This window comes from Parafrankia colletiae, from assembly GCF_001854655.1.
GTDB lineage: Bacteria > Actinomycetota > Actinomycetes > Frankiales > Frankiaceae > Parafrankia > Parafrankia colletiae.
Genome location: NZ_MBLM01000110.1, coordinates 105582 through 119211, shown reverse-complemented (window position 1 = coordinate 119211; position 13630 = coordinate 105582). Strand labels below are relative to the sequence as shown.

The window sequence follows — 13630 nt, the reverse complement described above, 5'->3', positions numbered from 1 at the left end:
AAAACACCGAGAAAGGCAGAACATGATTCGGGTAAAGCGATTACTGGTCGCGGCCGTCGTGTCCAGTATGGCGCTCGTCCTCGGCGCCTGCGGCGGCGGCGACGATGACACCGGCTCGCCCTCGTCGTCCTCATCGGGCCCGACCGGCCAGCCGGTGGCCGGGGGTGAAGGCCGGATCCTGATGCTGAGCGACCCGCGCAGCCTGGACCCAGCCACTCTCGGTAACAACACCCCGATCACCGCGGTGCTGGGGAACGCCCTGTACGGCACTCTCATGGTCGGCGACGAGGCCGGAAAGATCAGCTACACGATGGCCGAGTCGTTCGAGACGACCGACCAGGGCAAGACCTTCACCCTCAAGCTGCGCCCGGACCTGGTGTTCTCCGACGGCACGCCGCTGGACGCCGAGGCCGTGAAGTTCAACTGGGACCGGACCAAGGACCCGGCGGTCGGCTCGTCCTACGTCGCCGAAGCGTCGATGATGCAGTCGACCGAGGTCGTCGACGAGACCACCCTCAAGGTCACGATGGCCAAGCCGGTGTCGGCGTACGCGCAGGCCATCCTCACGTCCTCGATGAACTGGATCGGCTCGCCGGCAGCGCTCCAGAAGGGCCAGGCGTCCTTCGACGAGAACCCGATCGGCGCCGGCCCGTTCACCCTCGACAGCTGGACCCGCCAGGCGGACATCAGGCTGGTCAAGAACTCCCGCTACTGGGACGCGCCGAAGCCCTACCTCGACCGGCTCACCATCCGGTCGTCCCTCGACACCACCCAGCGCTACAACACGCTGGTCAGCGGCGGTGCCGATGTCGCCGCCGAAGCCGACTGGGTCAACCTGGACAAGGCCGCCGAGGCCGGAATGACCAGTGACCTGATGCCGCTCAGCGGGGGCAACTTCCTGGCCCTGAACTCGCGCCGGGCGCCGTTCAACGACATCCGCGCCCGCCAGGCCCTCTCCGCGGCGCTCGACATGGAGGCGTTCAACCTCGCCGTCTACAACGGCACCGCGCAGGTGCCCGAGAAGCTGTTCGCCGAGTCGTCACCGTTCTACGCGGACATCCCGCTGCGCAAGACGGACAAGGCCCTCGCCCAGCGGCTGTTCGACGAGCTCGCCGCCGAGGGCAAGCCGGTGACGTTCGCCTTCTCCGCCTTCCCCACCAGCCAGAACCGGGCGATGGCGGAGAACGTCCAGGCGCAGCTGAGCGGCTTCAAGAACGTCAAGGTCGAGGTGAAGATCGTCGACTTCTCGCAGGTCGCGGCGCTGCGCACGACCTTCGACTTCGACGCGCTCGTCTCGTCGGCGTTCTTCCAGGACCCCGAGCCGCGGCTGTGGACGGCCTTCCACCAGGACTCGCGGGCGGTCCTCTCCGGCGTCAAGGACCAGGAACTCAGCGATGCGCTGGACGCCGGCCGGGTCGAGACGTCGGAGGCGGCACGCAAGGCCGCCTACGAAACCGTGCAGGAGCGCCTGTCCGAGCTGACCCCGGTCATCTTCCTGACCCGCTCCGCGGCCGGTGTGATCGCGAACGAGAACGTCGGCGGCGTCCGCCAGTACGGCGCCGGGTCGCTGCTGCCCGAAGAACTGTGGATCAAGAAGTAGTCATCCACCCGGAACCGGACGGGACGGTCGCCCGCTCGCGGGGGCGGGGCGGGACGGCCGCGGTCTGACAACGCCCGGCGGGCGCACGGCGCACACCGCGCCGGGCGCCCGTCCGGGTCGGGCGCCCGTCCGGGTCGGGCTCGGCCCGGCCATCCTCGGCGGCATCGCCTCGGGAGCGTTCCGTCTCGACCGGCGGCGCTGGCTGGCGGCTCAGTAGCCGGCCGTGAGGTCGACTGCGCCGTGCAGCGGTTCGCCGGCCCGCCAGCGGCGCAGGTTGTCGACGAAGACCGTCAGGCCGGCGTTGAGCCCACCGGGCGCCGACCACGACAGGTGCGGCATGATCCGGACCCGCGGGTCGCGGCGCAGCGGATGATCGGCCGGCAGCGGCTCGGGATCGGTGACGTCCAGGCTGGCCCGGGTCACCGTCCCGGCCGCCAGTGCCCGGACCAGCGCGTCGGTGTCGACGATCCGGCCGCGGGCGACGTTCACCAGATGCAGCCCGGGCCTGGCGACGGCGAACGCGGCGTCGTCGAGCAGGCGATCGGTCTCCGGGGTCAGCGGCGCGGCCACCACCAGATGGTCCGTCTCGCCGAGCAGCTCCGGCAGGGTCCGCACAACGGTCACCCCCGGCACGTCGGCGGGGCGGCCACTGCGCCGCAGCGCCAGCTGGCGCGTCCCGAACCCGTGCAGCCGGGGGGCCAGCTCCCGTGCGATGGAGCCGAAGCCGAGCAGCCCGACGGTCCGACCGACGAGCGAGCCGAGCGGCGCGGTGAAGAACGGCTCGTTCGTCTCGGCCTCCCAGATGTCGGGCATCCGCTTCTCGGCGGCCAGCAGCAGGCCGACGGTCAGCTCGGCGATCGCCGCGCTGTTCGCGCCGCGGCCGCAGGTCACCGTGCGGCCGGCCAGACGATCGAGGGGGAACCCGTCGACCCCGGCGGACACGAAGTGCACCCACTGCGCCCGCTCGACCGCGGCCAGTGCGGCCAGTGCGGCCGGCGGGGAGCCCTTCAGCGACCAGGGCATGACGAGTGTCATCACCGGCCCCGCCCCACTCTCCACCGGCGGCAGGGGATCGCCGCCGAGGACGTCCACGACCTGCGTCTCGGCGCCGACCAGCGCGCGGAGCTGGCCGACGAACTGGCCCGGGATCACGACCGCGACCACGGCGGGCCCGAGCGGGGCCGCTGCGGGGGCGGTGGGTGCCCCCGGGCGGACGTCCGTGGACGTGGCGGGCGGCGGGGTGGGCGAGACGATCGTCATGTGTGGCGGGCTCCCGGAGATCGGTCGGCGGTCAGCGCTGCGCTGCGGCCTCGGCCGGCCGGTAGCGGTAGCCGACCCGCCGCACCGTCTCGATCTCGTGCCGCCGTCCGGGCCCGATCTTATTCCGCAGCCGGGTGATCAGGACGTCGACGCTGCGCTCGCCCGGGACCGGCCCGCCCTCGCCCTGGTTCCCCCAGACGTCCCGCAGCAGCACGGCGCGGCTGTGTACCCGGCCGGGGGAGCGGACGAGGAAGTCGAGGACCTCGAACTCCAGATAGGTCAGGTCGAGGCGCCGCCCGTCGGCGCGTGCCTCCCAGCTGGCCCGGTCGAGGTGGATGCCGGTCCGGCCGGGTACCGCGAGCGGGCGGGTCCGTGGCGGCGTGCCGGGGGTGGCGAAACGGCGGCCGGAACCCCGGTCGGCGCGCTGGCCGAAGAGCTGGCCGGTGAGGGTGGTCGTCGCCGAGGCGCTCGTCGCGGGGGTGGCCGTGGTCTCGTGAACGCGGATGTACTCGACAGGCATGGCGGTGCCTTCCTCGGGTTCTGCGGGCTGCCGGTGGGTGCGGCATCGCGGTCGGTGCCGGCGGCCGGCCGGCCGCGGGCGCCGGGACCGGTGGCCGGACGGAGATGCCGCGGCGGGCTGCGCCGGCACGGGCATCGAGCCCCGGTACGCGGGGCATGGCTGGGCCCGACGAGGAACGGGCCGGAGAGCGGGCGAACGCCGCTCGGATGGTGGCTGTCAGCCGGCCGGACAGGCAGCGGAGGCGACGCGGAGCAGATCGATGTGCGCCCGGGTCACGAGGAAGGAAGGCTGCCACACAGGAGTAACACAAACACGCCGGTCGACCGCCCGCCAACCGGTCCGGCCTATGACGTGGTTCACTTTTCTACTCGATGACTGAACAAAGGGGCGGTCGCCGGCTCGTCGCCCGACCCGAGGGGATGTCTCGCTGCGCCGAACACCGGTTGGTCGAGCCAGTCCAGCGAGCCGTCGCCGCCGGCCGGCGTTTCCGGGCGGTGGCGACGACGGCCCGCTTTACCTGCTCTCCTGTTCTGGTGGCCCGAAGAGCCGACGCGGGCCCGTCGCCGCGGCTACAGCGCGTTGGCCAGTCGGTCGGCGAGCAGGCGGGTGAAGCGGGACGGGTCGCGCAGCTCGCCGCCCTCGGCGAGCACCGCCATGCCGTACAACAGCTCCGCCGTGCCGGCGAGCACGTCGGCGTCGGCCTCGGCGCCCTGCTCGTGCGCCTTGCGCAGCCCGCTGACCAGGGGGTGCGTCGGGTTGAGCTCCAGGATGCGCTTCTGCCGCGGAACGTCCTGCCCCATGGCGCGGTACATCTTCTCCAGGGTCGGCGTCATGTCATGGGTGTCCCCGACGACGCAGGCGGGGGAGGTCGTCAGGCGGGTGGACAGGCGGACCTCGCGGACCTCCTCGCGCAGGCTCTCGGCCATCCAGGACAGCAGGGCGCTGAAGTCCTGCTCCCGCTGCTCCCGCTCGGCGTCGGTGCTCTGCTCCTCCTCCTCGCCCCCGAGGTCGACCTGGCCCTTGGCGATCGACTGCAGCGCCCGGCCGTCGTAGCGGGCGACCCGCTCGACCCAGACCTCGTCGACCGGGTCGGTCAGGATCAGCACCTCGTAGCCCCTGGCCTGGAACGCCTCGATGTGCGGGGAGTTCTCGACCAGCGACCGCGACTCGCCGGTCATGTAGTAGATGTCGCTCTGGCCGTCCTTCATGCGCTCGACGTACTGGCGCAGGGTCGTCGGCTCGGCGGCGTCGTGCGTGGAGGCGAGGGAGAGCAGGTCCAGGATCGACTCCTGGTTGTCGGCATCGTCGAGGAGCCCCTCCTTGATGACCGAACCGAACTCCTTCCAGAACGTCCGGTAACGCTCGGCGTCGTTCTCCTGCAGGGTGCTCAGCGTGCTGAGCACCTTCTTGACGAGGCGGCGGCGGACGAGCTGGATCTGGCGGTCCCGCTGCAGGATCTCCCGCGAGATGTTCAGCGACAGATCGTGTGCGTCAACCACGCCCTTGACGAAACGCAGGTAGTTCGGCATGAGCGCCTGGCAGTCGTCCATGATGAACACGCGCTTGACGTAGAGCTGGATCCCACGGCGGGCACCCTGCGTGAACAGGTCGAACGGGGCGTGGGCCGGCAGGAAGAGCAGGGCCTCGTACTCGAAGACCCCTTCGCCCTTCATGTGGATGATCTCGAGCGGGTCGGTCCAGTCGTGGCTGAGGTGCCGGTAGAGCTCGTGGTACTCGACCTTGTCGACCTCGTTGCGCGGACGGGCCCACAGCGCCTTCATCGAGTTCAGGGTCTGGACGTCGGTGCTGGTCGCACCGTCCTCGCCGGTGGTCTCGACGGCCATGCGGATCGGCCAGGCGATGAAGTCGGAGTACCGCTTGACGATCTCGCGGATCTTGCGCTCGTCGGTGTAGTCGAAGAGGTGGTCCTCGTCGTCCACCGGCTTGAGGTGCACGGTGACCGAGGTGCCCTGCGGGGCGTCGTCGACCGTCTCGATGACATAGGTGCCCTCGCCGGCCGACTCCCAGCGGGTGCCGCCGGTCTGCCCGGCGCGGCGGGTGAGCAGCGTGACGGTGTCGGCCACCATGAAGGTGGCGTAGAAACCGACCCCGAACTGCCCGATGAGCTCGTTCGCGGGCGTTGCCTCCTTCGACTCCCGCAGCTTGCGCAGCAGCTCCGCCGTGCCCGACTTGGCGATCGTGCCGATGAGGCTGACGACGTCGTCCCGGGACATGCCGATGCCGTTGTCCCGCACGGTCAGGGTGCGCTTCTCCCGGTCGACCTCGATCGCGATGTGCAGATCGGACGTGTCGAGGTCGAGATCACCGTCGACCAACGACTCGAGCCGCGCCTTGTCGAGGGCGTCCGAGGCGTTGGAGATCAGCTCGCGGAGAAAGACATCCTTGTCGGAGTAGATCGAGTGGACCATCAGCTGTAGAAGCTGGCGCGCCTCGGCCTGGAACTCCAGCGTCTCGATCCGGTTGCTCACGAAAGCTCCTCCATCGGAAAGGGGCATACGCCGACACGACGTCGGGGGGTGATGACACGGCCCGGGCCCGCGCCGGACCGGCGCTGCGCCGCCGCCTGCCGGCTCGTGAACGCGCCGGGACGCGCCGGGCGGCTGCGCTGCCCGGTGACCACGAACTAATGCCGTGACCGACAGGGCTCGCGGCGGCTCACGGTCACTGGGTACATGCCGGAAATCATAGGGGTCCGCACCGACACATCGGGGCCGCGCCCGGAGGATTCCACAGCGAGGCCCGCGCGCCGGCCGCCAGGTGAGCGGCCGGCGCGCGGGCGTCGACGAGGTCGGTCAGACCGGAGAGCCGGCACCCGCGCCGGCACCGGCCGCGGAGCGTGCCGTCCGTCCGAGGAGGACCACGGCGACGACCAGCCCGGCCACGACGGTGGCCGCGCCGTCGGCACACAGGGCGATCCGGATGCCGTCGAGCATCGCCCCGTCGGCGGCGGCGGTGCCGGGTGACCCGGTGCCGTCGGCGGTGACGACCGCGTTCACGATCGCGCTGACCACCGGGATGCCGACCGTGAGGGCGACCTGCTGCGTCATGGTCGCGAGGCCGGTGGCCAGGCCCTGCTCGTCGTCGGGCAGGCCAGTCGTCCCCGTCACCAGGTAGCCGACGATGCCCAGAGCGTGCCCGAAGAAGCCGATGACCGAGGCGATCAGCACCAGGGTGAGCGAGGAGCGACCGAGGTCGACGAACGCCAGCGCCGCGGCCGACGAGCCCTGGAGGAGCAGGGCGGCGACGAGCGCCGTCGGTGGGCTGATCCGGCTCAGGATCCGCGGGGCGACCAGGCCGGCGGTGAACGCCGCGGCTCCCGGCAGTCCGAAGATCAGTCCGGTGGTCAGCGCGGAGTAGCCGAGGAGCTGCTGCAGGTAGAGCGTCAGCAGGAAGACGAGCGAGCTGCCCATCGCGAAGATGACGAACCCGCCGGCGTTCGCGCCCGCGACCGTGCGTCGGCGCAGCACGGCGAGGGACGCCAGCGGGTGCGAGCTGGTCGCCTCGATGCGCCAGAACGCGACAAGCAGCGCCGCGCCCAGCACGAGCGTGATCCACACGACGGGCCGGCCCCAGCCGTCCTCGCCGCCGGTGGAGATCCCGTAGATGAAGGCCACCAGGCCGGCGGTGACGGTCAGCGCCCCCGGGACGTCCAGCCGCCCGCCCCGCTCACCGCGCCCGCCGGGGACGATCCTCGGGGCGGTGACCAGGATCGCGACCGCGATCGGCACGTTCAGCAGGAACGACCAGCGCCAGCTGAGGAACTCCGTCAGCAGGCCACCGATGAGGGCACCGACGGTGAACCCGGCCGGCAGGAGGGCGCCGTTGAGCCCGAGCGCCCGTTGGCGGGTCGGTCCCTCCGGGAACATGGTCACCAGCAGGGACAACGCGGCCGGCGTGGCGATCGCGGCGGCCATCCCCTGGCCCACGCGGGCGGCGAGCAGCACCGCCGGCGTCGTGGCGAGGCCACCGACCAGCGAGGCGACGATCAGCAGGGCCAGCCCGGCCAGGAACATCCGGCGCCGGCCGGCGATGTCGGCCACCCGGGCGAACAGCAGCGTGAAACCGGCGGACGGCAGCGCGAAGGCGGTGACGATCCACTGCAGGTGGCCCTCGGAGATCCCGACGCCGGACCCGATGGACGGCAGCGCGACGTTCAGGATCGAGAAGTCGACCGCGAGCATGAACTGGGTCCCGAGCAGGAGCAGGAGCCCGAGGCGTTCCCGGCCGGTGAAACCGCCGGGGCCGACGGGGGGCCGCCCGTCGGCCGAGCTGCCGGGCGCAGCGCGGGACGGGCCCCTGGGCGGGTCGGCGGCATCGCCCGGATGCGTCTGGGGGCGCGGCTGCGCAGTGCCGCGCCCGGCCTGCGCCGGTACGGCGACGGGATCGGATGCGGCGGTGGTGTCGGTCATGCGCCTGACGATCGGGGGGCGCGCGCCAGGTAGCCACCGCCCTGCCGATGCCCTCCACCGCGGGGGTAGCCCTGGCAGGGTTACCTTCGCCGCGCGGAAATGTCGGTGGCCGGCATGAGAATGCTGCCATGACCGAGCTTGGCGAGTTCCTCCGTTCGCGCCGCGACCGGCTTGCGCCCTCCGACGCCGGGCTCGTCCGGCCTGGTGAGCGGCGGCGGGTGCCCGGCCTGCGCCGGGAGGAGCTCGCCCAGCTCGCCGGCGTGAGCGTGACCTACTACGCCCGCCTCGAGCAGGGGCAGAGCCGCAACGCCTCCGACGCGGTGCTCGACTCACTCGCCCGCGTGCTCCGGCTCAGTGACGACGAGCACGCCCACCTGCGCAGCCTTGCCCGCCCGGAGCGGTCGGCCCGCCGCAGCCGCCGGCCCGAGCGGGTGCGCCACGGCGTCCGGTTGCTGCTCGAGTCGGTGCGCGACTCGCCGGCCCTCGTCGTCGGCCGCCGCACCGACGTCCTCGCCTGGAACCAGCTCGGGCATGCGTTGTTCGCCCCGCACCTGGCCTTCGACGCGCCGGACCGGTGCGCCGCCCGCCCGAACATGGCCCGGCTGATCATGCTCGACGCGCATACCCGCGACCTGTACGTGCACTGGCGCCGCAAGGTCGAGGATCTCGTCGGCTACCTGCGGCTGGCGTCCGGCCAGTATCCGGAGGACGAGCAGCTCACCACCCTGATCGGCGAACTGTGCGTGAAGTCCGAGGAGTTCGCGTCGGGCTGGGCCCGCCATCCCGTCCGCGACTGCACCARCTCCGTGCGGGCCTACCGCCATCCGCTGGTCGGTGACCTGACGTTGCACGAGGAGACACTGCGCCTGCCTGACGACCCGGGCCAGCGCGTCGTCGTCCTGTCGGCTGAGCCGCAGTCACCCACGGCCGAGCGGCTCGCACTGCTCGCGAGCCTCGGCGCACCGCCCGCCCGCCCCCAGAACCTGCCGGTTCCACGCGAGCCTGCGGCATGTGAGCCCTCTGACGGGCGGGCGTCGTGAGCACTCCCACGATCGTCATGGACGGCATCGTCTTCGGCGAGTCGATGCGCTGGCATGAGGGGCGGCTCTGGTTCTCCGACTGGGGAGCGAACCAGGTGGTGGTGCTCGACGCCGACGGTGGGCACACCGTGGTGGCGACCGTTCCGTCGTTCCCGATGTGCATCGACTTCCTGCCCGACGGGCGGCTGCTCGTCGTGGACTCGGCGCGCGGCCGGGTGCTGCGCCGCGAGGCCGACGGCACACTCGTCGAGCACGCGGATCTTGCCGGCGTCTCCCGCCGGCCGTGGAACGAGATCGTGGTCGACGGCCAGGGCAGTGCCTACGTCAACACGATCGGCTTCGACTTCCCGGACGGTGAGTTCGCGCCCGGCCTCGTCGTGCGGGTCACGCCGGACGGCGTCGTCACCACGGTCGCCGACGGCCTCGCCTTCCCGAACGGCATGGCGATCAGCGATGACGGCACCGAGCTGATCGTCGCGGAGTCGTACGCGAACCGGCTCACCGCCTACCGCATCGCCGCGGACGGTGGGCTGCGTGACCGCCGCAGCTGGGCGGAGACACCAGGCGACCACCCGGACGGGATCTGCATCGATGCCGAAGGCGCGGTCTGGTACGCCGACGTCGGCAACCGGCGCTGCGTGCGGGTGCGCGAGGGAGGCGAGGTCCTGGCCGTGGTCGGCCTGGACCGTGGTGCGTTCTCCTGCACGCTCAGCCGCGGGCCCGACCCGCGTCTGTACGTGGTCGGGCAGAGCTGGGGCGGTCCCGCATCGGCGCGGCCCACCGGGCAGATCGTGGCGTTCCCCGCGCCGGCTCCCGGCGCGGGCAGGCCCTGACCGGCGGCTGACGGCCGGCAGTACGATCACATTTCGGTCGACATGGTCAGGGCCACGCGGCCACGGGCCCGGGGGAGGGCGTGGCGGTGCCCTTCACGCTGAGCCATCCGGCCGCGGTGCTGCCGCTGCGGCGCCTCGGCCTTCCGATGAGCGCGATGGTGACCGGGTCGATGGTCCCTGACATACCGGTGTTCAGCGCGGACCCGAGCCTGTACCGGTTCACGCACAGCGCGCTCGGCATCGTGACCGCCGCACCCGCCTTCACCCTGGTTGTGCTCGCGGTGTGGTCGTTCCTGGCCCGTGACGCCCTGGTCGACCTGGCCCCGGACCCGGTCCGGCGGCGGCTGGCGGCCCGGGCACGGCTGACGGGCCGTCAGTGGCTGCTGGCCCCCGCCGGCGCGGCCCTGGGCGCGTTGACACACGTCGGGTGGGACGCCTTCACGCACTGGAACAGGTGGGGTGTCCGCCAGGTGTCCTGGCTGAGCGCCCAGCACGGGCCCCTGCCCGGCTACAGGTGGCTGCAGTACGGCTCCAGCGTCCTCGGTCTGGTGATCCTCACTGCCGCCGTGGCGGTCCACCTTCGCGCGCAGCCGGCCGGTCCGCGGCGGCCACGGCGGCATCCGCTCGCGGTGGCGGTCCTCCCGGCCGCCCTCGCGGTCGCCGCTGCCGCGGGCATCGCCGCAACCCTGGCGTACGCGCCGCGCGGGTTGCACGCCGCCGTCTTCCACGGTGCCGTCGTCTCTGTGACAGCGATAGCAGCCTCGCTGACGCTCGTCGCCGGCGGCTGGCGGATCACGACGCGCCGCCCCGGCTGACCGCGCTGCCCCGGCTGACCTTTGCGGTGCGGCTGACCTTTGCGGTGCGGGCGGTGCCGTCGCGCAGCTGCGTGCCCGGCTCGCCGCGCTGCCCACCGACGAGGCGGATCGGGAGCTGGCGGACCTCGTCCGCGCGCACAGCAGCGCGGTGCTGGGCTTCCCGGGGGTGGAGAGCGTTCCCGCCGAACGTGCGTTCCGGGACGTCGGCTTCGACTCGGTCACCGCGGTGCAGCTGCGCAACCGGCTGAACCGGGTGACCGGGCTGAGTTCTCCGGCGACGCTGGTCTTCGACCATCCGACACCGCTGGCGCTGGCGCGGTATCTGCGGGGGGAGATCCTGCCGGAGTCGGTGCGGGCGGAGATGTCGGTCTTCGAGGAACTGGACCGTCTGGAGCAGGCGGTGACCGGTCGCGAGCACGAGGCCATCGCCCGCACGAAGATCCGGATCAGGTTGCAGTCCCTGCTGGCCAGCCTGGACGGAACCGGCTCCCCGGTACCCGCCGGGACCGGCCCGGATCTCGGCCTGGACTCCCTCGGCGCGGCCTCCGACGACGAACTGCTGAGATTCATCGACACCCAACTGCGCTGAGCCTGCGCCCCCGGGGAGGCTCGCACAGCGTCCACGCATAACCGGGCGAAGACGAGCCTGGTCGTGTCGGTTCGTGTACCTGCGCCTATCACGTCCAGCGACGGGTCCCGGCCGGTAGCGGCGCGGGTGCTTGCCGGGGACGGCGCCTGATCGCCGCGGATGGTGCCGCTGTGATGGGCAGTCCGGCTGGGGTGCGGTCGGCGGCGGGAGGTGGCGCGGCAGTCACCCTCGTCACGGTGATCATGGTTGTGGTTGTCGGTCTGACGTTCGCTTTCGGGTTCGGCAACGTCGTGCGACACGAGGTCGCACAGAGTGAGTGGAGTCGCCGTGTGAGGGATCGGAGGTGTCCGGTGGTGTAGTCCCGGGCCGGTGAGCCGCAGGGCCGATACTGGCGCCCTCGACCCCAGAAGGAGTCCGCCATGTCTGCACCACCGAGCAGTGGCGCTGCCGGCGATCCGCTCGCGGATTTGAGTACGACGTTGACCGCGGCCCTGAGTGCCGGCACCCGCGAGGCGTTCACCGCGCTGCTGACCGAGGACGTCCACTGGGGCGGCGAACACGGCGGCAACGAATGCACCAGCCGTGACCAGGCCGGGGACCACTACGCAGGCCTCCTCGCCGCCGGCATCACCCTCCAGCTCGCCGAGCTGCAGCAGACCGCCCCCACCGGCGAGGCCGAGCAGCTCACCGTCCGCCTGCAGATCCAGTCACCGGACCGCGACGATTTCCCGCCGCAGATGACCATCCGGCTCACACTGCGCGACGGTCTGATCGCCGACATCCGCGAACTCGACCAACCGGCAACCATCGAGGTGCTCTACTTCGACGGCTGCCCAAACCTCGAGGCGTTCCTGCCGCACCTGACCGCACTGCTCGCCGAACACCACATCGCCGCCCCGGTCACCCTGATCCGCATCCAGAACGATGAGCACGCCCAGACCCATCACTTCCTGGGCTCACCCACCGTCCGCATCAACGGCCAGGACGTCGACCCCGCCGCCGAGCGGCAGGTCCACGTGACGCGGGACGCGGCCAGTCGCTACGGGATGCAGTGCCGTCTTTACTCCACTCCCGATGGCACCGCCGGCACCCCGCCGGATGAATGGATCATCGAAGCGCTGATCGACAACCCCGCCCACGACGCCGCTGTCAATGCGATTCACAGCGGCGACTTGTCCGTCCTGCAACGACTCCTGACCGAGCACCCTCGCCTCGCCTCGATTCGTTTGCACCGGCACGGGGGCCGCACGTTGCTGCACGTCGCCACCGACTGGCCCGGGCACTTCCCGAACGTCGCGGCCACCATCACCGCACTCGTTGCTGCCGGAGCCGACCCGAACACCGGCGTCCTCGGCGAGCACCCCGAGACACCGCTGCACTGGGCGGCAAGCAGCGACGACGTCGCTGCCATCGACGCCCTGCTCGACAATGGCGCCGACATCAACGCACCCGGCGCCGTCATCGCTGGCGGCACCCCCATGGCCGACGCCACCGCCTTCGGTCAATGGCACGCGGCCCGCCGCCTACTCGAACGCGGCGCTGACACCAACCTCTTCGCCGCCGCCGCCCTCGGACTCGTCGCTGAAGTTCAACAACATCTCAACACCAGCCAGCCGACCGCCGAAGACATCACCAGCAGCTTTTGGGGCGCCTGCCACGGCGGCCACAAGGTCTCCTCCGACGGTGCCACCGACATTCGCGACCAGCAGGTCGACGCCCCCGAAGTACTCGGCAGCCGCATCGACGAAACGCTCGACGTCGCCAGGTCTGGTCACGTCGGTCTTCAGGCTGAAGACGTCGGAGTCGGCCAGGTGGAGGTCCGCCGTGGCCTGGGTGAGGGCTTCGGAGTCGCGTCCGCAGATCCCGATCCGGGCGCCCTCGGCCGCCAGGCGGGACGCGATCGCCCGTCCGATGCCGCGGGAACCCCCGGTGACGAGCGCGACCCTACCGTTCAGATGAAGATCCACTAGAGTGTGTCCGCCTGTCGATCACGCGCCGCCGAACCGGCACTGGTTTCGGGACGGGCCTTCTGTGCGCCACGGAGCATGCGGGCAAGGCTTGTCTGGCGCTCCCGCAGGTCTCGGACAGACGGCAGCGCCTGGTAGGAGCGCATCTCCTGCACGACTTCACCGGTGCGGCGAACGATCAGATCCAACGGCCGCTCGGTCGCGCAGATCTCCAGCGCTTCGACGGTCACGGCACACGCCCTGTCCGGTTCCTTCTGCCGCACCGCGGCGAGCGCGAGATCCACCCGGGCCAAAGCCCGTGCGACCGGCCAGTTCGCCGCTGCCGCGTCGCACAACGTCACTGCCTGCTGGGCGAAGGTCCGTGCCTTCTCGGGCCGGCCGAGCGCCGTGTAGGACGTGCCGGCGTAGAACGGCAGGTAGGGGTAGTCAAAGGAGAAGATGCTGGCCGCGGCCGGGTGGCGGCCGGGCCGCTCGGCGTACCCGGGTCGATGTACCGGCGGGAGGTCGAGCTGTCGGCCGGGCTGGAACCGCCCGGATCTGCCTGCCCACTGGCTGCACCGCCGGCGCAAGTGTCCG

At 71.6% G+C, this 13630-nt stretch carries 13 protein-coding genes and 1 pseudogene; 6 read left to right on the top strand and 8 right to left on the bottom strand.

The features are described from left to right. Positions 1 to 22: 22 nt before the first annotated feature. Positions 23 to 1600: an ABC transporter substrate-binding protein gene (locus CC117_RS14250; protein ID WP_071084286.1), complete on the top strand. Its 1578-nt coding sequence runs from the start codon at positions 23 to 25 to the stop codon at positions 1598 to 1600. A 210-nt stretch (positions 1601 to 1810) separates the two neighbouring features. On the opposite strand, the gene CC117_RS14245 is transcribed toward CC117_RS14250, so the two are convergent. From CC117_RS14245 to CC117_RS14230, 5 genes are all read right to left on the bottom strand, one after another. Beyond that, entirely contained in the window at positions 1811 to 2860 is a 1050-nt protein-coding gene (locus CC117_RS14245) for an NAD(P)-dependent oxidoreductase (RefSeq protein WP_071084284.1), read from the bottom strand. A 31-nt stretch (positions 2861 to 2891) separates the two neighbouring features. Further along, positions 2892 to 3380: a winged helix-turn-helix domain-containing protein gene (locus CC117_RS34725; protein ID WP_084132085.1), complete on the bottom strand. Its 489-nt coding sequence runs from the start codon at positions 3378 to 3380 to the stop codon at positions 2892 to 2894. Between the two features lie 216 nt (positions 3381 to 3596). Continuing rightward, on the bottom strand, positions 3597 to 3677 hold the full coding sequence (locus CC117_RS40535) for a putative leader peptide (RefSeq protein WP_407673526.1): 81 nt from the start codon (positions 3675 to 3677) through the stop codon (positions 3597 to 3599). 272 nt (positions 3678 to 3949) lie between these two features. After that, positions 3950 to 5896 carry a molecular chaperone HtpG gene (htpG, locus tag CC117_RS14235; protein WP_407673520.1) on the bottom strand — a complete coding sequence of 649 codons (1947 nt, stop codon included), beginning with the start codon at positions 5894 to 5896 and terminating at the stop codon, positions 3950 to 3952. 297 nt (positions 5897 to 6193) lie between these two features. Beyond that, entirely contained in the window at positions 6194 to 7810 is a 1617-nt protein-coding gene (locus CC117_RS14230; protein ID WP_071084280.1) for an MFS transporter, read from the bottom strand. Between the two features lie 128 nt (positions 7811 to 7938). On the opposite strand from CC117_RS14230, the gene CC117_RS14225 reads away from it, so the two are divergent. The 3 genes from CC117_RS14225 to CC117_RS14215 all read left to right on the top strand — a co-directional run bounded on the left by CC117_RS14225 (position 7939) and on the right by CC117_RS14215 (position 10498). Then, a complete protein-coding gene (locus CC117_RS14225) occupies positions 7939 to 8850 on the top strand; it encodes a helix-turn-helix domain-containing protein (RefSeq protein ID WP_071084278.1) in 912 nt (303 codons plus the stop codon). Beyond that, positions 8847 to 9683, top strand: a complete 837-nt coding sequence (locus tag CC117_RS14220) for an SMP-30/gluconolactonase/LRE family protein (RefSeq protein ID WP_198541845.1) — start codon at positions 8847 to 8849, stop codon at positions 9681 to 9683. The genes CC117_RS14225 and CC117_RS14220 overlap by 4 nt, the downstream gene beginning before the upstream one ends. Positions 9684 to 9763: 80 nt before the next feature. Then, positions 9764 to 10498, top strand: a complete 735-nt coding sequence (locus CC117_RS14215) for a DUF4184 family protein (RefSeq protein ID WP_241830094.1) — start codon at positions 9764 to 9766, stop codon at positions 10496 to 10498. Here the strand turns inward: CC117_RS14215 and CC117_RS37440 are convergent. After that, positions 10476 to 10637, bottom strand: a complete 162-nt coding sequence (locus tag CC117_RS37440; protein WP_157905407.1) for a hypothetical protein — start codon at positions 10635 to 10637, stop codon at positions 10476 to 10478. The two genes, CC117_RS14215 and CC117_RS37440, sit on opposite strands and share 23 nt — an antisense overlap. 9 nt (positions 10638 to 10646) lie before the next feature. On the opposite strand from CC117_RS37440, the gene CC117_RS14210 reads away from it, so the two are divergent. Further along, on the top strand, positions 10647 to 11087 hold the full coding sequence (locus tag CC117_RS14210; protein ID WP_071084276.1) for an acyl carrier protein: 441 nt from the start codon (positions 10647 to 10649) through the stop codon (positions 11085 to 11087). Positions 11088 to 11506: 419 nt separating this feature from the next. After that, positions 11507 to 12628 (top strand): annotated as a pseudogene (locus CC117_RS40115) (DF family (seleno)protein); the annotation flags it as partial. Here the strand turns inward: CC117_RS40115 and CC117_RS40110 are convergent. Both CC117_RS40110 and CC117_RS14200 read right to left on the bottom strand, forming a co-directional pair. Further along, positions 12611 to 13054 (bottom strand): SDR family NAD(P)-dependent oxidoreductase, encoded by a 444-nt coding sequence (locus CC117_RS40110; protein WP_321572612.1) that lies wholly within the window; start codon positions 13052 to 13054, stop codon positions 12611 to 12613. The pseudogene CC117_RS40115 and the gene CC117_RS40110 overlap by 18 nt on opposite strands. Continuing rightward, positions 13054 to 13623 (bottom strand): hypothetical protein, encoded by a 570-nt coding sequence (locus CC117_RS14200; protein ID WP_071084272.1) that lies wholly within the window; start codon positions 13621 to 13623, stop codon positions 13054 to 13056. The genes CC117_RS40110 and CC117_RS14200 overlap by 1 nt, the downstream gene beginning before the upstream one ends. Positions 13624 to 13630 lie beyond the last annotated feature (7 nt).